Source organism: Natrialba hulunbeirensis JCM 10989 (assembly GCF_000337575.1).
Lineage (GTDB): Archaea > Halobacteriota > Halobacteria > Halobacteriales > Natrialbaceae > Natrialba > Natrialba hulunbeirensis.
Genome location: NZ_AOIM01000043.1, coordinates 47,775 through 68,484, shown reverse-complemented (window position 1 = coordinate 68,484; position 20,710 = coordinate 47,775). Strand labels below are relative to the sequence as shown.

The window sequence follows — 20,710 nt, the reverse complement described above, 5'->3', positions numbered from 1 at the left end:
GGGCTGTAGGTTTTAGGTACATAGATTTATAATCTATCGGCCGCCTTGCCCAACCATGGCGAAAGGCCTAGACGTCGGAACTATGAACATTCTGTCCGCACAACAGGATGGGAACGACACGGTATTCGTGCAACAGCGTAACTCCTTCGTAGAGATCGAGTACTCGGATATGGCCGAGCAGATGCTCTCGCGGAGCGAAGTCCTGCACATCCGCAAGGACGACAAGGTGTACGTCGTCGGTGACGACGCACTGAACTTTGCAAACATCTTCAACAAGGAGACCCGCCGCCCGATGAAACACGGGATTCTCTCGAACGACGAGCAGAGCGCGATCCCGATGATGAAGCTCATCATCGAACAGGTCGTCGGCGAGCCGGCCTACCCTGACGAGAAGCTGTACTTCTCCTCGCCGGCCGACCCGATCGACTCGGATCTCTCGACGCTGTACCACCAGAAGACGATCGAGTCGTTCTTAGACGACATGGGATACGACTCCGAACCGATCAACGAAGGGATGTCCGTCATCTACAGCGAACTCGCGGACAACAATTTCACTGGTCTCGGCATCTCCTTCGGTGCCGGGATGACGAACGTCTGTCTGTCCTACTACGCGGTCCCCGTCATGAAGTTCTCCGTCGCCCGCGGTGGCGACTGGGTCGACGAGCAGGCCGCCCGCGCGACGGGTACGCCCGTCGACAAGGTCACCTCCATCAAGGAGGACGACTTCGAACTGGACTTCACGACGGACGTCGGCGGCGTCGAGGGTGCGCTCTCGATCTACTACGAGAACCTGCTCGACTACGTCATCGACAACATCGTCTCTGAAGTCGACGAGGAAGATGTCGAGGAAGGCCTCGACGTTCCCGTCGTCGTCACCGGCGGTACCTCGAGCCCGAGCGGCTTCGAGGCGCTGTTCCGTGACCACCTCGAGGACGCGAGCATCCCGTTCTCGATCAGCGACGTGACCCACGCGAACGAGCCGCTGTACAGCGTGGCCCGCGGTGGCCTCGTCGCAGCCCGCTCGGACGAAGACATCGACCACGACGACGACGAAGCAGAAGCCGCAGCCGCGAGCGAGTAAGCCGGGGCGTCGTTTCGAACGTCGACCTGATTTTTCGCGCGTCCTGTCGATCGGCGCTGCACTGCCAGTTTGAGCGGCTGGGATAGGTCACAGTGCTGGGTACAGTTCGCGTTCGACGGCACCCCAGCTCTCGGTGCTTGTGATGTCACTCGAGTGCAGGACCGTCAGAACTGCCAGAACCGCTCACCCGTCGTAAAATCGGTTGAACGCGTCGCGCCAGGATTCACGCTCTTCGGGCGGTCGCTCGTGCTCGACCGGAATATCCGCGTACGCACAGTGTGGACAGGAGACGGTCGACACCTCCCCCAGCGAGAGTTCTTCGAGCGAGCCCTGACACCGTGGACACTCCATACGCATTACTCTCACGGCCACTCCTTAACTCTATTCGAACTTTCCCACTTTCCGTCACGAAGCGTGTAACCCGATTGTAGCGCCGAAACCGCGGCGCACTCCGCGCTAAATATTACCACTAAGCATTTACAAAGGTTTTTGTATGCGACTCATGTATGTGGTTGTATGAGCACCACCTCGTCCGCCGACTACCAGACTCCGATCGACTGTTGCCGACCAGCCGATGTCACCCCCGTCTCCGTCGACGCCAGTGCACTCGAGTCCACCACGCCCGGCCACCTCCGTGATCTCAAGCGCGAGTTCGCCGCCGAAGGGGTTTCACCCGTCGAACTGACGGTCGAGGCTTGCTTCGACGAAGACTGTTCGCTCGCGACTCAGGACGAAATCAACCGTGTCCGCGACTACGTCCGCGCCGCGTCGTTCCTCGGTGCAGGAACCGTCACGGTCGCCATCGACGACGTTGCGAACCCGGAGAAAGTCCGTCCCGCTCTCGCCGCCTGTGCCGAACGCGCCGAGCGTGAGGGCCTCCTATTCGATCTCGACCACCAGAACGGGTCCGAGGGATCCTTCACGCTCGACGACTGACCTGTCCGCATGGCAGGTCGTTCCCGGCGGACGCTCGCGCGTGAACTCGAGTCGATCGCTGATTTTGAATCGCCGTCGCCATCGCTAGAGCAGTATCTCACGCCGCCGGAGATTGCGGCCCATATTGCGCATCTGGCCGGGTTGCAGGACGACCTCGAGCGACCGGTGGTCGATCTCGGTACTGGCACTGGAATGCTGGCCAGTGCAGCTGCACTCGCCGGTGCCGAGCAGGTCCTCGGCGTCGACCTCGATCCCGACGCACTCGCACTTGCCAGGGAGAACGCGGCACGCGTTGGGGTGGCATCACAGACGGACTGGGTTCGGGCTGACGTCTCGCGACAGCCGCTTCCGTTCATGTTTGCGCGTTCCGCAGGATCTGCAACCGTATTCTCGAATCCCCCGTTCGGCGCACAGCGCGGCAATCGCCACGCTGACCGGGAGTTTCTCGAAGCCGCTCGCTCGCTTGCGGCCGTTTCCTATACGATTCACAACGAGGGCAGCCAGGAGTTCGTCGAGTCCTACGCGGCCGACGAGGGCGGGACGGTGACCCACGCGTTTCGGGCAGCATTTCCGATCGAGCGCCGTTTCGAGTTCCACACCTCGGAGAGCGAGGAACTCGCGGCGGAGGTTTTTCGGATCGAGTGGGAGTAAGCGGTCTCTACCGCGCTGGCTGGACGACACTCATTGTTCGAGATGCTCGAGTTTCAGCGTTCGTCCGACGCGCCAGCCGGTGATGCCAGCGACGACGGTACCGACGATGAGCGCGAGCGCGAAGCCGGCGACGTAGACCTCGACGGGCGTCCGAAGCAGATTTTCGAAGCCGACCAGCGAGAGCGCGACGCGGTTCAGTCCGTCCGCGAGTAGTGGCGTCGCGGCGACGCCGACGATGCCGCCGAGCAGGCCGATGACGAGTCCCTGTACGGCGATCATTCCCGAGAGCAGTCCGCGAGAGAGTCCGATAGCCCGGAGTGCGGCGAGTTCGCGGCGCTGCTGGGTGACCATGAGTGCGAACAGGTTGATGGTGAGCACCGAGCCGCCGACGACGGCCAGGCCGACCAGCGTCATCCCGCTTGCGAGGACGAGCGGCTGTTCGGCGACCATCGCTTCGATCTGCTCCTCGCTGGTCCGCACGTCGTACTCGCGGTACTCGGTCGCCAGGTCGTCGCGGACGGCTCCCTGGTCGGCCCCGTCTTCCACGTCGGCGGTGATGAACGTCGCGCGGTCCGTTCCCGTCGTTCCGGCGACGATCTGCAGGTCCGGCAGCGGCACGGTCGCCGCGGGCGTTCCGAGGAACTGCGAGTAGTAAGACGCGACGCCGACCACGGTGAACTCGTACTCCGGCGCAGTCTGGCGACTCGTCCCGACGTAGACCGTGTCGCCGACGTCTGCGCCGGCGTCTTCTGCAACCTGCGGATCGAGGACGATTTCGGCAGTCTGGGGTTCAGTCGGCCGCTCGCCTTCGTCCGGCAGCTCCGCACGATCGAACCCTGAGCCGGCCTCGAAGTCGAAGCCGTCGTGCGTCTCCTGGACACCGACGGCGGTAGTGCGCTCGAGTTGGTCCGGCTCCGTCCCGATGTACACCTCGTGCATCGCGAGCGGCGCAGCCGAGCTGATGTCGTCGCGTTCAGTGAGCGCGGCTGACGTACCGTGTGCGTCGGGGATCGGATTCTCAGCCCCGTTCGCGGACGGATCGACCGGATCGCTCGAGATCCAGATGTCCCGGTCGGCGTTGTCCAGGCCGGTTTCGCCGACCTCGACGACGCCGACGCCGAGGCTCGCGAGCAGGGTGATCGCGAGCACCGAGAGGGTGACCGCGAGAACGGCGAGGACGGTTCTCCCGGGCGACCGCCGTAGCTGTGCAAGCGCGATACCGATGACGGCCCGCGTCCGGACGAACGGCGAGAGCAGCCCCATCAGCGACTCACCTCCGCGAGCACCGACGTGCGGGCCGCGACGACGAGCGGGTACGGGATCGCGATCAGTCCGGCGACGAACGCGATGATGACGGCGTAGGGGACGAACAGCGGGTGTGCCTGCGCGACGGCACCCGGTGCGCCGCCCGCAGCCGCAGCACTGTTAACGCCGTGAATCGCCACAATCCCGAGCACGCCGCCAAGCACTGCCCCGCACAGCGTCAACACCTGCGTCGAAATCGCGACGACCGCGAGGCGACTGTGCGTCGGAAAGCCGACGGACTCGAGTACGGCGAGCATACGCCGGTCTTCGTTGACGGTCATGCCGGCGGTCGTCGCGACGAAGGCGGCACAGATGGTGACGCCGACGAGCAGCGCGAGCGCGCTAGTGACGAACGCCAGTCCGTCGTCGAACAGGAGCGACGGGTGGGTCGTGTCTGGGGAATCGACGGTTTCGTCGGGATAGGCCGTGTTCGCGGCAACCGCCGCGGCGTCGTCTTCACCCCAGACGAGCACCTGATCCGCGAGTTCGCCCTCGCTTGCGCCCGCGAACGTCTGGAGTTCGCTCAGGTGGACGAGCGCGACGGGGGTGTCCTCGTCGTCACTTTCGCCGGACGGCTCCTCGACTGCCGTGACGGTGATCGCTGGGCTCTCGACGCCCATCGCCTCGAACTGCGAACTCGAGACGGCGAGGTCGTCGTCCTGGGTTGCGTCGAGGCGGTCGGCTGCGGCACTCGAGAGGACGATCTCGCCGCGTTGTGGCCCGGTGTAGGAGCCGTCCGCGTAGTGTGGGTCACCGGACTCGAGTGCCCCAGTCGAGAGGCCGGCGACGGTCCGGGACTCGTCGTCTGGGACGACGCCGACGAGGAGGACAGTCTGGGGGTTGTCCTCGCCGCTGTCGTGCTCGAGTCGTACCGGTTCGATGAGGACTGGGCTCGCGTGGTCGACGCCGGGCTCGTCACGGATGGTCGCCGCGCGCTCGTTCGTCTCACCGAGTCGTGCCCCTTCGACGCCGTTGACGGAGGCGAGGAGGTCCGTCGACTCGGGCATGATCTGGGCGGTGGCATCGTTTTCGCTCGTCGTGCCACCGTCGGCGAGCGCGAGTGCGATGCCGGTCACGAGCACGAGCAACGCGACGGTCATCGCGACGGCGGCGATGGTCGCGACGATCCGCCCCGAGGTCGTCTTCGTCGCTCGCCGCCACAGCCTGGCGACCGAGAGCCTGACCAGGCCGATCCAGCGCGTTCGGCTCGTCTCGCGCGCGTCGAACGCCTCGGCTACTGGGTCGTCCTCTCGCTTGCTGTTCTCACGTTCACCGCGTTCTCCGCGCTCTCCACCACCTCCCCGCTCATCCGACGGCCCACGACTACCCACCATCCGAAACCACCCGTCCGTCCCGCAACGTGAGCACCCGGTCCGCAACCGCGAGCGTCGCCTCGTCGTGCGAGGCGAGGACGACCGCCCGCTCGCGCCCAATCTCGGTCAGTAACTCGAGTACGGTCTCGCCGGTCGCGGTGTCGAGTTCGCCGGTGGGTTCGTCGGCGATGACGACGTCGGGGTCGGTCGCGAGCGCGCGGGCGATGGCGACGCGCTGGCACTCGCCGCCGCTGAGTTCGCTGGGGAGGTGCGTCGTTCGGTCGCCGAGACCGACTCGCTCTAGCAGTTCCGTGGCGCGTCGTCGGCGCTTGCGTTTCGAGACACCGGTCTGGACGAGCGGCAGTGCGACGTTCGCTCGCGCGGAGAGCGAGGGAAGCAGGTGGAAGTGCTGGAAGACGATTCCGACGTGCTGGCGGCGTGCGCGCGTTCGTTTCCGATTCGAGAGCGCAGAGAGCTCCGTGCCGTGGAGTTCGACGCTGCCGCTGGTCGGCACGAGTAGCCCGGCGACGAGGTGGAGGATCGTCGACTTGCCGCTCCCGCTCGGGCCCTCGAGGCCGACGATTTCGCCGGGCTGGATGGTGACCGAGACGTTGCGGAGTGCGGTGACGGTTCGGCGGTCGCCCGATCGGAACCGGCCCCCGCCCGTTCCGTACTCGTGTGTGACGTCCGCGAGTCGGACGGCGGGCGGTGTCCGGTGGTCGTCCGCAGGCTGTGACGCCGACGACGCCAGGGTTCCCAGTACGCGGTGGATCATCTGTGCAGCGCTCAACTCGGTCGAGAAGACGGCTCACCGGGCCATTGTTTCTGTCCGGCTTCCGTCTGCCACGTGGCGGTTAACGGTGTGGCCGATTCGTCGGTTTCCCTGTCATCCCAGACCCGAACGATACCACCCACCTACTGCCGTATTCGCCCTCGTTGTGCCAGTTACCGCCGGCAAACGAATAGTGTAGGCGCTCGCAACAGCGTGAAACGTCAACGTACGGGCGAGTGTTTCGCTGAGCCGAGTGTTCAACGAAACAGAGTCTCAGTGAGTTCGAAACACGAGCGCGGGTTGCGCTCGGTGCGCTCATTGCGCTCGTTGTGTGAGTGTGTGAGTGTGTAAGTGTGAGAATCGGAACGCGCATCTCCAGGTCAATCAGTACTCGTGTTCCTCCATCGTCGCGATCACGACCTCCGTTCCGTCCGAGGAGGCCACGAGCGCATCCTCAGTTCGCTCGAAGACCACACCGCCGGCTTCGACCGCCTCGTTCTCGTCCGGCACGGCCGTCGTACTCGTCGTTTCCGTCTCGATTTCCTCGACTTCGAGAACGAACTCGCCGGTGTCTGTCCCCAGCGTCACCGTTCGGCCGTTAATAATCGCCTCCGCCATCGACTCGTCGGACTCGTGTGCTAGCTGGCGGTTCTCCTCGTCACCCTCGGGCCACAGCCAGACCTGATAAACGCTTTCGCCGCCGACCGGCTCCCAGCCCGTCCGCTCGACGTGGACCGTCTCTCGCCAGCCAGGCCCGCCTACGATCACCGTCTCGGAGCCTGTCGCCTCGAGTTGCTCTTTCGACACCGCCTCGAGCCAGATGCTGTGGCGCTCGTTCGAGACGATCACGCCGCTGCCTGCCAGCCCGGAGTCGTCGATCGCCATGTCGAGGCCGATCCCCGAGACGAGTTCGTTCGACGCGTTCTCGTCGTACTCGATGACGTAGTCGTCGATCTCGATCGCACCGGGTGCCGACCCGTCGCTTGCGGACTCGACGACTGCCAGGTTGACGGGGATCGCCATCCCGGCGAGCACGGCGAGCACGAGCGCGACGGCCAGAAACGCGACGCTGCGCTGGGTCATCCTCGACTCTGTGGTTCCTGCTAGCGTCTGCGTGTGTGGCTTCTCTCCGTCGTCTGGAGTCGCGCCGATCGACAGCTCTCGAATCCGAGCCTTGCGTTCTCTCGACATGTCCGACGCTGAAGGCTCAGACTCGCCTCCGCCTCCGCATTCGCCATCGGCTCCGGCCCCGGCCCCGGACAACTCGAGTACCCGCTCGATTCGTGAGCGATGGCTCGCGTCTGGGCCGCCGTTGTTGACGGAACTCGCTTCGGAGTTCGATCGGTGACCGCGGCTACCAGCGCCGGTCAGCCGCCGGAGGAGCGATCGAACCGGTCGTCTCGGAACCGGCCGGTCCGGGGCGGCGCTCGCGAGCGTGATGACGAGTGCGAGGATGACGACGATGGCGACGCCGGGCCCCCGAAAGAGCAGGTACGTGTTCCCCTCGCCGAACCAGTAAATCTGCCACAGTCCCTTCGAGAAGGCGTAGAGAAGGACGGCGAGCCAGAGGTGAAACGGGTTCGGCCGCTCGTTGCGGCGCTCGAGGACGAGCAGGCCGAGTACGAGCCCGATAAAGAAGCCAAGCGCGTGTCCCTGGATCGCGATGCCGGCCCAGGACGGCGCTGTCGCCGGACTCGGTGTCGCGACGTAGACGCTCACCGCGTCCTGCAGCGCCCGCGAGACCGTCAGGAGTGCGCTCTGGACAGCGATTGTCGCGATCAGCGTCGCGATCGGATAGTGGACGATGGCGAAACCGGCGAACGCGAAGATGATACTCGAGAAGCCGATGACCGGGCCGAGTCCGAACAGGCTCGTGACGAGACCGAGCACGACGACTGCGAGCGGGAAGAGGACGAACGCCCGAACCCAGGGCGTTGTGCGGAGCCACTCGAGTCGGGAACGGACGCCGCCTCGCTCGCCGTCGCTGTCGCCCTCGCTATCGTGCGAGCGGGGTTCGTCTGCCCGGTCGCGCGCGGGATAGTGTCCCCACGCGTACTCCGCGATCGGGGCGGCGACCGCCGCACCGGCGAGGTTACCGGTGAGGTGGCCCAGACTGGCGTGGGAGAACGAGGCGGTCACGAGGCCGAGCGGGGTGAAGTACGACCAGGCTCGGTACGGGATCGTCACGGGGTCTGTGAGGTTCGTGACTCCGTCCTGTACGAACAGGTAGACGGCGATGACGATGGCGATGACGACGAGCGACCCCCACGGGACGCCAAAGAGCAGTCGCTGCTGTGCAATAGCTCGCCAGCGGGTGCCCGGTCGGTGCAGGCGGCTCACTACGACGACCGAGAGCGCAAGCACCGCGACAATAATGACCGCAAAGATGGCGGTAACCGGGCGCATGTGGGACTGGTTCGCCCGCGGGCGTATAGGGATTTCTGTCGCTATCGACACGCACGGCGGCGCCGTCCCCCGTCTTTTGCTTCCCGTCCTCGAGCGCTCATTTCAAAGCGTTTGGCCCGGATTCCTGTCCCGACAGGCGCAGGCACTGCCGTTTTACTCGCTGGTCGGATAGCCCGTGTGAGTCATGAGCACAACACCAGACGACCGATCAGACACTGATGCCAGCGGTACTGACCGTAGCGCGTCCCGAACCGACCGAGATGTGATCAACACGGACGTGATGCAGTGGGTGAGCGCACTCGCCGCACTCGTCGGCCTGTGGATCGTCGCCTCACCGTTCCTCATCGAGTCCACGGAGGCAGCGATCTGGAACAACACGCTCGTCGGAACGGCGATCTTCCTGCTCGCCGGGTACAACTTCTACCGGCTTACGAAGGATCGCCTCGCGAACGTCAGCGTCGCCTCACTCGCCGTCCTGCTCGGCCTGTGGGCGCTCATCTCGCCGTTTGTGATCGAGATGGGAAGCACCGACCTCGCGACGAGTACCATGATCGCCGGCCTCGTCGTCGCCGGCCTGTCGGCCTACAGCGCCTACGCGAACAGCAGCGCCGAGGCACCCGAACGCGCTCGGACGCGGGCCTGAGCGACCTGCTGGGCACTCGACGAAGCCACTCACACTCGCAGGCACCCAGTCCACGCCGTTCCTGTTTTCTCCCTTTCGTTCCCTCGATACGCTTGAGCAGGGTACTCGAGTTGACGGCGTACGGCTGGTGTAGATACGGGACAGACGACAGAAGCCGACATGGCTTCGAAAGGTACAAGCGCCCGACGAACGGATGACGTGGCATGGAACTGCGGGTCACCGAGAGCAGCGAGACTGAACTCTCGATCGAAATCGCCGGCGAGGATCACACCTTCATGAACGTCCTCAAGGGCACACTGCTCGAACACGACGACGTCAGCGCAGCAACGTACGACGTGAATCCCGAGCAGTCGGGTGGACAGACCGAACCGATCCTGACGGTCAAGACCGAAAGCGGTGTCGACCCACTCGATGCACTCGAGGAAGCGGCGGTCGACGTGCGCGAGAAGGCAGTCGCGTTCCGCGAAGCGTTCGAAGCGGCCGCGTAATCGCTCGGACCGAACCTCGCTTTTACGCCGTCACTCTCTCGCTCTTTCTGACGCAGTAGGAATTATGGATCGAACCTAACACGCCGCGTAGAAGACGTAAATCGTCCCGTCAGGCGCGACGTGAAGGTCGAAGCCATTGGATGCCACGTCGTACTCCTCCGTTACCGACTCGAGTTCGACCAGCACCTCGGTCACGTCCGCCGCGAGTTCGTCCTCCCCTGCGTTGGCGTAGCTGTTAATCTCGTCCTCGAGCGGCGACAGCGGCGCGCTGACGAGATCGGACTGGCAACTGACGCCGAACTCGCTCGGACGTTCAGGGCTATGGCTGCCGTCGCCGTACTCGTCTTCGATGAAGACGCGGTTGTGGTACGTCGCGTAGTCCATGAGCGCGTCGTCGATGGTCGGACTTCCATCCACGCGCTCGGCTGCGAGTTGCTCGACGACCTCCGCCTCGACGGCGTCGAGGTCGATTCCAGCAGCCTCACTGCTGTCTCCGGGTGCGTCAGGCGGCGTCGGCGATCCGATTCCTGGGATGACTGACGGCGAAATGATCCCCGTTCCAAACAGGAGGAGGACGATTCCGATGACGCCAAACACCGGCAGATACGGTTTGGCGACCTCGAACCAGCTCGGCGTCTGGAGTTCGGTCTCGAGTTCCTCGTAGTTTTGTTCGGTTTTCTCCAGGTCGTGTTCGCCACAGCGGGCGCAAGGTGGGTTGTTCTTGACGTGCTGGCGGCCGCAGTTCGAACAGACCCAGACGTAGGTGGTACCGGTGTCGACGGTTTGAATGGTGGAGTGACCGGTTTGGCTGTTCTGTCCGGTCTGGCCAGTCTCGTCCTGTCGGACAATCGCCTCTTCGAAGGTGTTGTGTCCGCAGCTGTCACAGGGAGGGTCGTTTTCGGCGTGTGGTTTCCCACACCAGGTACACCGCCACTTCACTGGTAAGAGGGCAGGACTGCGATAGTATAAGCGTATTGAACGCGAGTGGCGTTGGCGCTGGCGGTCAGTACCGGACCGGCACGTCGTGGTCGTCGAGGTACTCTTTCGTCTCCGCGATCGAGTGCTCGTCGAAGTGGAAGATCGACGCTGCGAGACCCGCATCCGCGCCGGCCTCTGTGAACACATCGTACATATCTTCCGGGCCGCCACAGCCGGATGAGGCGATCACCGGCGTGTCGACGGCCTCACAAACTGCCTCCGTCAGCGGCAGGTCGTAGCCGTCCTTCGTACCGTCCTTGTCGATCGAGTTGACGAACAGTTCGCCAGCACCGCGGGATTCGGCCTCCTTGGCCCACTCGATTACGTCGATCCCGGTTCCTTCGCGACCGCCCTTCTTCGTGCACTCGAACCAGCAGGACTCGCCGTCGACCTCGACGTAGTGCTCGCCGCCCTCGTCGAAGCGGCGTTTGGCGTCGACGCTGATCACGATGCACTGGTTGCCGAACGCACGCGCACCCTCGTTGATGAGTTCGGGGCGCTCGAGTGCCCCCGTCGTGATCGAGACCTTGTCCGCGCCGGCGCGGAGAGTTTCTTTGATGTCTTCGGTGGTTCGAATGCCGCCGCCGACGGTGAGCGGGATGAACACCTCGTCTGCGACCTGTTTGACCACGTCGAGCATCGTTTCGCGCCCCTCTGCGGAGGCGGTGATGTCGAGGAAGACGAACTCGTCGGCTCCCGACTCGTTGTACGCCTTGGCCATCTCGACGGGGTCGCCGGTGTATTGCAGGTCCTCGAAGTGGACGCCGGTGTAGACCGCCGGGTTCCCGTCGTCATCGAGATCGACGTCGATGCACGGGATGATTCGCTTTGTCAGTGCCATTGCTGGTCTTGTCCGAGTCTTTGTACCCAGCGTAGTAAAGGAGACTGGATTGGGCAACGCGATTGTGCTCGGATTTGCTGGGGTAGGTCGGCCAGCAGTCCGTCAGTGCCGAATTCGATAGCTGTCTTTAAGGAACTGAGGCGAAAATTCGCAGGTATGGCAGACGATACGGACGATACGGAACCCGCCGCGGACCACGACTCGGCCGCAGATGTCGGCCACGACCTGGCCGCCGACCGGACGACTGCGCCGATGAGCGATTACTCCTCGCGCTCGGTTGGCATCGGCTTTCTCGTCATGGTCGTCGGCGTCGTGATCTCGTTTGGGATCCCGCTGGTCGCGATGGGACTGTAAGGACGCGTCTGTACCGACCCAGAGATCGCCCTCGGTGAGTTGGTCGATCCGTGAACAGCAGACGGAACACGAAAGACGAAAGACGAGATACGAGACGGGAAACGGGAGGCGGGTGAGTACCGGCGGCAAGCCGCTGACCGAACCGCTCGAACTCCTAGCCGTCTAACACTCCGTTGACGATCGAACTGCAGTTAGAAGACGTACTCGTCGTCGTGTCCCATCATTCCGTCGTCTTCCAGGCCGGTTCCACCGGCTGTTTCCTCTTCGTCCATTGGCCCGCTGGTCTTGTAGGCTTTGATGCCCGTCGAGAGGAGGTCCTCGATTGCCTCCTCACGGTTGACGAACTCGCCGCGCTCGACCATCTGGGCGATCTGCATCTCGAGGTGTTCGGGGATTGTGATCTCTACTTTCGGCATCTGATTCGGCTTTCGGTGAGGGGGTATTTAGGTTTGACGGGGACTCTGCAACGACCGAAACAACAATAGTTTTCGACTATTTTTGACGGTGCGGGTACGCGCCGATTCAGTTGGGAAAACTGTCGAGCGTCGAAAGAAGCGTGTCAGCGGGTGGTCGAACGGCGTTCGAGTGTGTGGAAGTCGGGAAGTCGACGGTCGGCCGGGGTCGTCGAGATGGGCGCTCCCGGGTTATCGGTTGCCCATCATCGAATCGAGGGCGTTCTTGATCGTGGCACCTGGCTGTGTGATGGTGTCGAGTTGCTGGCGCATCTTCCGCTGGTTGAAGTAACTCGCGAACGCGAGGATTGTCGGCGGCCAGAGGCCGATAAACAGCCCTCGCTGGCGGTCCCCGCGCAGGAAGAAGTAGTACCACGAGAGGCCGACGGACGCTGCTGCCGCGAGGAACGCGGGGCCCATAGCCTGTTCGCCGACTGCCTCTGCTGACTCTTTGGAGACGTCCCGTTCTGTCATCTGCTGTTTGCTCGCCATACGGATGTGGTCTCGACGAGACTGTACTAAGTGCTGGCGAGGGTTTCGAACGGAAGGCTCCGACTTGCCTGTGACGCTCGTCGTTTCAGACCGTTTCGACTGCGCTCCCTGCCTGGAAATCTCTGTTTTCGTTCGGCTGCTCGTGTGGCCTGCTGTCATGTCTCCTCCACTCATAGTGTTGCCCTCCGTCTGAGTTCCACCAGCGCGAGTTGATTCGATCTTCCCTGTCGGTCCCTGTCCGCGTGGCGTCACACCTACGTAGCTCGCCACGAAGAATCTGCCATGACCACGGAGTCGACCGAGACGACAGACGGCGACGCCGGCACGTCCGTCCGGGACGTAACTGACCTCTACCACGAGTTTGGCGACGACCGACTTCCTGCCGGCCAGCGCGAAACGACTGCCTTCCCCGTCCTTTCGAAGAGCGGCACGCCCGACTGGGACCCCGATACCTGGGAGTTCACCGTCACCGGTGCCGTCGAGACCGAACTCTCGCTGTCCTGGGACGAGTTCCGCGACCTGCCGAGTGAAACCCAGCGCCAGGACTTCCACTGCGTCACCGGCTGGAGCAAGTTCGATTGCGAGTTCACCGGCGTTCCGTTCCCCGCCCTCGCCGATCTGGCCGGTGTCGAGGACGACGCCGTCCACGTCATGTTCTCCGCACTCGACAACTACACGACGGACCTGCCACTCGAGGACTGCATGCGCGAGGAGGTCCTCTTCGCGTGGGCGTACGATGGGGAGGCCCTCCCCGCAGACCACGGCGGCCCCCTCCGGGTCGTCACCCCGCACAAGTACGCCTACAAGGGGGCGAAATGGGTCGATGGGGTCGAGTTCCTCACCGAGCCCGAACTCGGATACTGGGAACGACGCGGCTACTCCGAGACGGCGAACCCGTGGCAAGAGGAGCGATATAGTTAGGCTGAAGGCGCGTCGGTCCCGAACTGTGCTCGATGAATCGTACGTCGGGCGAGGGGGAACTGGCGGGAACTGCACCGTCTCACGATCGTGATCGCAACCACGACCACGACCGCACCTCATCCCCATCGTCCCTCTGCAGTCGGAGTCGCGAACTCACCGACGCGGCTGCGGACATCTCTTTCGGGGCACTGCTGGACACCGACACTACCACCCACACCCACCACGCGGCCCGCATCCAGTGGGCCACCCCCGGCGGCCTCGAGATCGTTGGCCGCGGCGTCGCCGCCCGGTTCACCGCAACCGGTCCAACCCGATTCGACGACGTTCGCGAACAGGCTGCCCGAACGTTCGGAGCACTCGAGTACGACGGGCCGGCAGTGGCCCGACCGCGAGCGTTCGGCGGGCTGTCGTTTCACGACTCGTTCGAGGACGCCTTCGAGCGTGCTGATGATACGAACACGGACACAGCTGCCGCCGCTACTGCGCCGTGGCGCGGCTTCACCGCCGCCTCGTTCGTCGTCCCCCAGGTGCTCGTCGTCCGGAGCGACGAGACGACGTGGCTCACGGCAGTCGGCCCGGATGCCGACACCGCGACCGACCGACTGGACGAGTGGCACGACCGACTGGCGGACGCGAGTTTTCCCGCGATGCGCTCGAGTGGCTCGCCGCCGGGGGTCACCGACACCGAACGGACGACCTCGCGCGCGGCATGGGTTGAGCAGGTCGAGGACGCGATCGAGCGCATCGAGACGACGGCGCTTCGGAAGGTCGTGCTCGCCCAGTCACTGTCGGTCGGGCTTGCCGACGAGATCGACGTGCCGGCGACGCTCGAACGGCTGCGCCGGCGGTATCCGAACTGCTATCGGTTCTTGATCGACCACAGCCACGCTCGCTCCGGCGACGCCGGCGGAACGTTCTTCGGCGCGCCGCCGGAGCGACTGGTCTCGAAACGCGGCGAACGCGTGGAAACCGAGGCGCTCGCGGGTTCCGCACCGCGCGGTGAGACGCCCGAAGCGGACGAGGAGTTCGCCGATCAGCTCCGTGACAGCGAGAAGGTTCAACACGAACACGTCCTCGTCGCGGAGGCGATCCGCGACCAGTTGACCCCGGTGACCAGCAGCCTGACGATCGACGACCAGCAGATTCGCCGGCTGGCGACCATCCAGCACGTCCGGACGCCGATCGAGGCGACGCTCGACGACGAGGTGACCCACGTGCTCGAACTCGTCGAAGCGCTACACCCAACGCCCGCAGTTGGCGGCATGCCTCCTGACGAGGCCTGGAAGACGATCCACGAGACCGAGCCGTTCGACCGCGGTTGGTACGCCGCGCCGATCGGCTGGTTCGACGGCAACGGCGACGGTGAGTTCGCCGTCGCGCTCAGATCCGGCGTCGCGACGGACGACCGTGTGACGCTGTTCGCCGGGAGCGGCCTCGTCGCCGACAGCGATCCACACGACGAGTGGGAGGAAGTACAGCTCAAGTTCCGGCCGATTCTGGACGAGTTGCGCCCCGAGGAAGCCGGTACGGCACGGTCCGAAAGAGGGTCGGACCAATCCGCGACCGAAACCGATGGCGAGCAGCCACAGCCACGATGACGAGCGCACCGAATCGCGCGACGCTGTGGGGTCGCATCCTCGTAGACGAACTCGCAGCGGGCGGACTCGAGGCAGTCTGTCTCGCACCAGGGAGCCGGTCGACGCCGCTGACCATCGCGTTCGCCGAGCATCCGGAGATCGAGGTCTTCTCGCATCTGGACGAGCGGTCGGCAGCCTTCTTCGCGCTCGGACGCGCGCGCCGAACCGGCGAGCCGACGGCGCTCGTCTGCACCTCGGGCACGGCGGCGGCGAACTTCCATCCCGCCGTCATCGAGGCCGATCAGGCCCGCGTCCCGATGCTCGTGCTCACGGCGGACCGCCCGCCGGAACTGCGCGACAGCGGCGCGAATCAGACCGTGGACCAACTCGACCTCTACGGCGACGCCGTCCGCTGGCACGCCGAACTCCCAGTTCCCGAAGCGAGCGAGCGAACCGTTCGCAGCCTCCGGACGAGCGCCGCACGCGCGCTTCTGGAGACGACCGTCTCCGAGCCCGGCCCCGTCCACCTCAACTGCCCGTTCCGGAAGCCACTCGAGCCGATCGAAACGGACGGACTCGAGTCCGTTCCCGACGAGTTCTCCGAGACGCCTGCCGGACGCGGCCGCGACGGTGCGTTCGTCGAGACGCGAAAACCGGAACGGGAGGCGGTCGACACCGCCGATATCGACTCGATTCGGTCGGTACTCGAGTCGGCTGCGCGCCCGCTCATCGTCGCTGGCCCTGCGGATCCGGCCACGCTGTCGCCATCCCAGTTGGACCCCGCCGACGTCGTCGCCGTCGCGGATGCGATCGGTGCGCCGGTGCTCGCGGATCCACTCTCGAATCTCCGGTTTGGTCCGCACGTCGCTGCCAACCGGTCCACTTCGGACGCACAGACCATCTACGGCGGCTACGACGGCTACATCGACGAATTGCCAACTCCCGACGCCGTCGTCAGATGCGGTGCTTCACCCACCTCGAAACGGCTCCGGCACGCTCTCCGGGACGCCGACGCGCGGCAGTTCCTGCTCGATCCCGTCGGCGCGTGGCGCGAGGCGACGTACACCGCGACCGATCTGGTCGCTGCCGAACCCGGTGCGGTCTTCGAGACATTGGCCGACGAGTTCGCGGACACCAACACCAGTACCAGTACCAGTACCAGTACCAGCACCAGTACCACCAGCACAACCGCCAGCAAGGGCGGCTGGCGAACCCGCTTCGCCGAGGCCGAACACACCCACTGGACTCACTGCGCCGACGCGCGCACAGAGGAAGCACTCGAGTCCACTCCGTTCGAGGGCGCGATTCTCGCCTCCGTCTTCGAAGGGGCTCCGGACCCGGCGACGATTTTCGTCTCGAACAGCATGCCGATCCGGGACGGCGACCGGTTCGGTCGCCCACGCGAGGCCGACCTCACGGTGCTCGCGAACCGCGGCGCGAGCGGTATCGACGGCATCACGAGTTCGGCGCTCGGAGCCGGCAGTGCGACCGACGAGCCGCTCGTGCTCGTCACCGGCGACCTCGCGTTCTATCACGATTCGAACGGCCTGCTGGCGCTCGAGCGCTGCGGGGTCGACGCGACCATCGTCCTGCTGGACAACGACGGCGGCGGCATCTTCCACAAACTCCCCGTCGAGGAGTTCGACCCGCCGTTTACGTCGCAGTTCAAGACGCCCCACGGACTCGAGTTCGACGCGCTCGCAGAACTGTACGAACTCGAGTTCGAGCGCGTGACACCGACAGAGTTCGAGGACACATACCGGCAGTCGCTCGCGAGTGACGGCACGCAGGTGCTCTCCGTCGAGTTCGACTCGGAGACGAGCCACCGGCGGCGCGAGGAGCTAGATGAGGCGGTTCGGGATGCGGTCGGCGCAGATGACGATTAGCGGTGATTTTTGGAATTTCTGGCGAGCAGGGTCAGGGCCGTAGCACCCACCAGACGGCGAGTGCGTAGCCGAACGGCACCCAGACGCCGGCGAGCGTGAGAAAGCCGTAGATCGACAGCACGGATATCGGAATCGCCTCGATCGTGAGAAGTGCAACTGGAACGAGCAGACTCCAGGAGCCGAAGATGCCGGCAGCGATTCGGGGCAGTGTCAGCAGGTAGGCGACGAGTCCGAGGGTGCAGACGGCGACGATCACATTGGCGCTCGTTGGAAACGTCGGTGTCAGACTCGCGTAGATGAATACCGGGTAGAGCAGCCAGATGCAGGCGAGTCCGACGATAGTCTGGTGGTCGAGCGCTCGTCCCTGCCACTCGAGTTCCACGTCGTCGTTCCAGTCGTGGACGGCGTACTGGAAGTCGTCGCTGGTCGTGGTGTCGGTGTCGGTGTCGGTTGTGCTGTCTGTCTGATCTGCGGATTCAGTGTACGTCGTGTCTGTGCTGGTCCGGGTGTGTTCGTGTGACTGCCTGGTGCGCTTGGTGTGTTTCGTCCGCTGGGTCTGGGACCGAGAACGGGCCCGGGAGCGGGAGCCAGACCGCGCCCGTTCCCGTTCTGCCTCCTGACGAATTTCCTCGAACGACCAGTCACGAGTCCGCCGCTGCCCCGCTCGGCGGCCGCGATTCGTCTCCCGTCGCGTTTTCTGCTCTGTGGTTGCAGTAGCATTGGTACTCGAGTACCCTGCCTGCGCCGTTGGCTCGCCACTCTGTGCCTGAACGTAAGCCTCGTGCCCGATGCGGTCGTACCTCGCTCGTTCGGTCTCGTCGGCCAATACTTCGCGGGCGGTCGAGACGCGCTGGAACTGCTCGGTCGCGTTGGGGGCGTCGTTGTGATCCGGATGGGTCTCGAGGACGCGCTCGCGGTAGGCGGACTCGAGTTCGTCCTGCGTGGCGGTTGGCTCGACACCGAGCACGTCGTAGTACGTCTCACCCATCGGGTCCAGTCGTTATCGGACACAGTATACTGACGGGTAAGTATTATTGATCTGAATTGTCTGCTGTTCGGTAGCTGTCCAGCGCTGTCCGATTTCGACCTAATGAACCAAATAGTGATATATGGAATTCGAGCTACTGGCGACGAGAACCTATATCAGGATTCGCCCCCGACAGTCGGCCAATGGTTTCGGAATGCTTCGACGCAGACCGGTGGGAGCCGGTCGACGAGTTCGACTTTCGCGATCTCACCTATCACCGCGCAGTCGACTCTGGGACGGTTCGCATCGCGTTCGACCGCCCCGACGTTCGCAACGCCTTCCGTCCGGGGACGGTCGACGAACTGTACGACGCGCTGGATCACGCCAAACGCCAGACCGACGTGGGCTGTATCCTGCTGACCGGTAACGGCCCCTCCTCGAAGGACGGCGGCTGGGCGTTCTGTTCTGGCGGCGACCAGACAGTCCGCGGCGACGATGGCTACCAGTACACCGGCGAGGACGAGGAGAGCGAGACGGCCCGCGCATCCGAGCAAGGTCGCCTCCACATTCTCGAAGTCCAGCGCCTTATCCGACACATTCCGAAGGTCGTCGTCTGCGTCGTTCCCGGCTGGGCCGTCGGCGGGGGCCACTCGCTGCACGTCGTCTGTGACATGACCCTCGCCAGCGAGGAGCACGCGAAGTTCCTCCAGACCGATCCCGACGTGGCCAGCTACGACGCTGGCTTCGGCTCGGCCTACCTCGCGAAGCAGATCGGCCAGAAGAAGGCCCGCGAGGTGTTCTTCCTCGGAAAGACCTACAGCGCCGAGGAAGCCGCCGAGATGGGGATGGTCAACGAGGCGGTGCCACACGAGGAGTTAGAGGAGACCGCACTCGAGTGGGGCGAGCGCATCAATGCGAAGAGTCCGACGGCGATGCGGATGCTGAAGTACGCGTTCAACATGACCGACGACGGCATGGTCGGCCAGCAGGTGTTCGCCGGGGAGGCGACCCGACTTGGGTACATGACCGACGAGGCGAAGGAGGGTCGCGACGCGTTCGTCGAAGGGCGCGATCCTGAGTTCGACGACTATCCGTGGCACTACTGATCAGGTAACCTGACGCTGGTGACTTTTCGACGGCTCACCGTAATACTTGCCGCAACCTACGAGCCGTGGGTACTCGAGTCCGCCACCGAAATGTGGCTGTGGCGTCGAACTCGTGGGATAAATCCGGTTGGGAGCCGAACACGTTCTGTCGACGACAACGGTAGACTCGTCGCGAAGAGTAACGCTTTGGACCATCCGGTCCCGTGGTGATACTAGTGACGCTCCCCGATCGGTCCACGCTCTCCCGCCGGGAGTACGCCCGCGCCCTCGTCGCCGTCGGCGGCGCGACTGCACTCAGTGCGTGTCTCGACATGAGTAGTGACGAGAACGGCGAGGAGAACAACGTTCCCTCGGGAACCGACGACCCCGACTCGCTACCCGCTCGCCAACATGCTTGGAACGAGTTCGCGACACGCGACGACGACGGGAACGTCGAGCCGCCAGCACACCACGTCTTGCTCCCGCTGGCGCTGACTGAACGTGCGACCGCCGACGGAGAACCGACTGCTGACGCCCGCGAGACTACCGAGTCTACCCTCCGAACGCTCGAGCGTGCCTACGAGTGGAGCACCGACGGACTGCTGTTCACGCTCGGCTACACGCCGTCGTACTTCGAGCGGTTCGACGAGGACCTCCCCGAAGGGGTCGACCTTCCCGAACCAGCGGCGCTCACGTCCCGCGAAGACCCCGCATTCGACGAATTCGACGCCCTGCTCCACCTCGCGAGCAACCACCCCGAGGTCGTCCTCGAAGTCGAGGAGGGACTGTTCGGCGACCAGGAGGAGCCGGAACGCAACGGTGTTGTACTCGAGTCCGACCTCTCTGCGGTCTTCGAACGCGTCGACGAGAACCGGCGGACCGGGTTCGTGGGTGCGGGACTCCCCGCAGAGCACACGGAGGTCTCAAGCGTTCCCGACGCGGTCCCCGAGGACGCGCCGTTTTTCATGGGCTTTCGCTCGGGCTTCGACCGCACGCAGGCCAGTGAAGACCGCGTGACTATCGATGACGGGCCGTTCGCCGATGGGACGACGCAGCACGTCTCCTCGATGGACATTCAACTCGAGGTCTGGTTCGAGCAGGAGAACCACTACCAGCGCGTCTCGAAGATGTTCAGCCCGGAACACGCCGCGGAGGAACTCGTCGGTGACGTCGGCGAGGAACTGGGAAGCGACAGCGGGCTGACCGACGAGCGGATCGAGGCGACGACGACCGACGCCAGACAGGAAGGGGTCGTTGGACACGCCCAGAAGGCGGCACGCGGGCGCGAGGACGGCGACCCGCCGCTCTTGCGCCGCGATTTCAACACAATCGATGGCGACCGGCCGGGACTGCACTTCGTCTCGCTCCAGCACGAGATTGCGGACTTCGTCCGGGTACGCGAGGCGATGACTGGTGCTGATCTCGACGTTGCCTCGGCGAACAACGGGATCCTCCACTACATCTTCGTCAACCGGCGCGGGAACTACCTGCTCCCGCCGCGGGGGTTTCGCGCGCTGCCGGCGGCGAATCCGGACGCCTGATCAGTACAGTCTTTCGACAGA

The 20,710-nt window shown here is 64.5% G+C and carries 21 protein-coding genes; 11 read left to right on the top strand and 10 right to left on the bottom strand.

Translation table 11 applies throughout. The features are described 5' to 3' along the window. The first annotated feature begins 55 nt into the window (after positions 1 to 55). A complete protein-coding gene (locus C483_RS18860; protein ID WP_049912946.1) occupies positions 56 to 1,081 on the top strand; it encodes a hypothetical protein in 1,026 nt (341 codons plus the stop codon). 183 nt (positions 1,082 to 1,264) lie between these two features. Here the strand turns inward: C483_RS18860 and C483_RS19685 are convergent, their stop codons facing one another. After that, complete coding sequence (locus tag C483_RS19685) at positions 1,265 to 1,432, bottom strand: zf-TFIIB domain-containing protein (RefSeq protein WP_004215818.1); 168 nt, start codon at positions 1,430 to 1,432, stop codon at positions 1,265 to 1,267. Between the two features lie 165 nt (positions 1,433 to 1,597). On the opposite strand from C483_RS19685, the gene C483_RS18855 reads away from it, so the two are divergent. Together C483_RS18855 and C483_RS18850 are read left to right on the top strand one after the other, a co-directional pair. Next, positions 1,598 to 2,017, top strand: a complete 420-nt coding sequence (locus C483_RS18855) for a hypothetical protein (RefSeq protein WP_006654960.1) — start codon at positions 1,598 to 1,600, stop codon at positions 2,015 to 2,017. A 9-nt stretch (positions 2,018 to 2,026) separates the two neighbouring features. After that, positions 2,027 to 2,668: an METTL5 family protein gene (locus C483_RS18850; RefSeq protein WP_006654959.1), complete on the top strand. Its 642-nt coding sequence runs from the start codon at positions 2,027 to 2,029 to the stop codon at positions 2,666 to 2,668. Positions 2,669 to 2,698: 30 nt separating this feature from the next. Here C483_RS18850 and C483_RS18845 read toward each other — a convergent pair whose 3' ends face one another. From C483_RS18845 to C483_RS18830, 4 genes are all read right to left on the bottom strand, one after another. Next, on the bottom strand, positions 2,699 to 3,931 hold the full coding sequence (locus C483_RS18845) for an ABC transporter permease (RefSeq protein WP_006654958.1): 1,233 nt from the start codon (positions 3,929 to 3,931) through the stop codon (positions 2,699 to 2,701). Further along, complete coding sequence (locus tag C483_RS18840) at positions 3,931 to 5,307, bottom strand: ABC transporter permease (protein WP_006654957.1); 1,377 nt, start codon at positions 5,305 to 5,307, stop codon at positions 3,931 to 3,933. Before C483_RS18840 ends, C483_RS18845 begins: the two co-directional genes overlap by 1 nt. Beyond that, a complete protein-coding gene (locus C483_RS18835; protein ID WP_006654956.1) occupies positions 5,297 to 6,061 on the bottom strand; it encodes an ABC transporter ATP-binding protein in 765 nt (254 codons plus the stop codon). The genes C483_RS18840 and C483_RS18835 overlap by 11 nt, the downstream gene beginning before the upstream one ends. Positions 6,062 to 6,442: 381 nt before the next feature. Then, a complete protein-coding gene (locus tag C483_RS18830; protein ID WP_006654955.1) occupies positions 6,443 to 8,464 on the bottom strand; it encodes a rhomboid family intramembrane serine protease in 2,022 nt (673 codons plus the stop codon). A 184-nt stretch (positions 8,465 to 8,648) separates the two neighbouring features. On the opposite strand from C483_RS18830, the gene C483_RS18825 reads away from it, so the two are divergent. Together C483_RS18825 and C483_RS18820 are read left to right on the top strand one after the other, a co-directional pair. Further along, positions 8,649 to 9,107 carry an SPW repeat domain-containing protein gene (locus C483_RS18825; RefSeq protein WP_006654954.1) on the top strand — a complete coding sequence of 153 codons (459 nt, stop codon included), beginning with the start codon at positions 8,649 to 8,651 and terminating at the stop codon, positions 9,105 to 9,107. Positions 9,108 to 9,310: 203 nt separating this feature from the next. Further along, positions 9,311 to 9,595 (top strand): DNA-directed RNA polymerase subunit L, encoded by a 285-nt coding sequence (locus C483_RS18820; protein ID WP_006654953.1) that lies wholly within the window; start codon positions 9,311 to 9,313, stop codon positions 9,593 to 9,595. Between the two features lie 75 nt (positions 9,596 to 9,670). Here C483_RS18820 and C483_RS18815 read toward each other — a convergent pair whose 3' ends face one another. Beyond that, positions 9,671 to 10,534, bottom strand: a complete 864-nt coding sequence (locus C483_RS18815; RefSeq protein WP_006654952.1) for a hypothetical protein — start codon at positions 10,532 to 10,534, stop codon at positions 9,671 to 9,673. Between the two features lie 64 nt (positions 10,535 to 10,598). Beyond that, a complete protein-coding gene (hisF, locus tag C483_RS18810) occupies positions 10,599 to 11,414 on the bottom strand; it encodes an imidazole glycerol phosphate synthase subunit HisF (RefSeq protein ID WP_006654951.1) in 816 nt (271 codons plus the stop codon). A gap of 156 nt (positions 11,415 to 11,570) precedes the next feature. Between hisF and C483_RS18805 the strand changes: the two genes are divergently transcribed. Next, a complete protein-coding gene (locus tag C483_RS18805) occupies positions 11,571 to 11,768 on the top strand; it encodes a DUF7550 family protein (protein ID WP_006167649.1) in 198 nt (65 codons plus the stop codon). A 191-nt stretch (positions 11,769 to 11,959) separates the two neighbouring features. On the opposite strand, the gene C483_RS18800 is transcribed toward C483_RS18805, so the two are convergent. Next, positions 11,960 to 12,184: a ribbon-helix-helix domain-containing protein gene (locus C483_RS18800; RefSeq protein WP_006654950.1), complete on the bottom strand. Its 225-nt coding sequence runs from the start codon at positions 12,182 to 12,184 to the stop codon at positions 11,960 to 11,962. Positions 12,185 to 12,412: 228 nt separating this feature from the next. Beyond that, positions 12,413 to 12,712 (bottom strand): hypothetical protein, encoded by a 300-nt coding sequence (locus C483_RS18795; RefSeq protein ID WP_006654949.1) that lies wholly within the window; start codon positions 12,710 to 12,712, stop codon positions 12,413 to 12,415. Positions 12,713 to 12,994: 282 nt separating this feature from the next. Here C483_RS18795 and C483_RS18790 point away from each other — a divergent pair, with 282 nt between their 5' ends. The 3 genes from C483_RS18790 to menD are packed head-to-tail and all read left to right on the top strand — an operon-like array spanning position 12,995 to position 17,096. Further along, on the top strand, positions 12,995 to 13,633 hold the full coding sequence (locus tag C483_RS18790) for a sulfite oxidase-like oxidoreductase (RefSeq protein WP_006654948.1): 639 nt from the start codon (positions 12,995 to 12,997) through the stop codon (positions 13,631 to 13,633). 32 nt (positions 13,634 to 13,665) lie between these two features. Beyond that, entirely contained in the window at positions 13,666 to 15,231 is a 1,566-nt protein-coding gene (locus C483_RS18785; protein ID WP_006654947.1) for an isochorismate synthase, read from the top strand. Then, positions 15,228 to 17,096: a 2-succinyl-5-enolpyruvyl-6-hydroxy-3-cyclohexene-1-carboxylic-acid synthase gene (gene menD, locus C483_RS18780; RefSeq protein WP_006654946.1), complete on the top strand. Its 1,869-nt coding sequence runs from the start codon at positions 15,228 to 15,230 to the stop codon at positions 17,094 to 17,096. The genes C483_RS18785 and menD overlap by 4 nt, the downstream gene beginning before the upstream one ends. A gap of 31 nt (positions 17,097 to 17,127) precedes the next feature. Here menD and C483_RS18775 read toward each other — a convergent pair whose 3' ends face one another. Further along, a complete protein-coding gene (locus tag C483_RS18775) occupies positions 17,128 to 18,084 on the bottom strand; it encodes a DnaJ domain-containing protein (protein WP_006654945.1) in 957 nt (318 codons plus the stop codon). 182 nt (positions 18,085 to 18,266) lie between these two features. Here C483_RS18775 and C483_RS18770 point away from each other — a divergent pair, with 182 nt between their 5' ends. Both C483_RS18770 and C483_RS18765 read left to right on the top strand, forming a co-directional pair. Next, on the top strand, positions 18,267 to 19,169 hold the full coding sequence (locus tag C483_RS18770) for a 1,4-dihydroxy-2-naphthoyl-CoA synthase (RefSeq protein WP_006654944.1): 903 nt from the start codon (positions 18,267 to 18,269) through the stop codon (positions 19,167 to 19,169). Between the two features lie 215 nt (positions 19,170 to 19,384). Then, positions 19,385 to 20,689, top strand: coding sequence for a DUF7405 family protein (locus C483_RS18765; RefSeq protein WP_006654943.1), 1,305 nt, complete (start codon positions 19,385 to 19,387; stop codon positions 20,687 to 20,689). Positions 20,690 to 20,710: the final 21 nt, after the last annotated feature.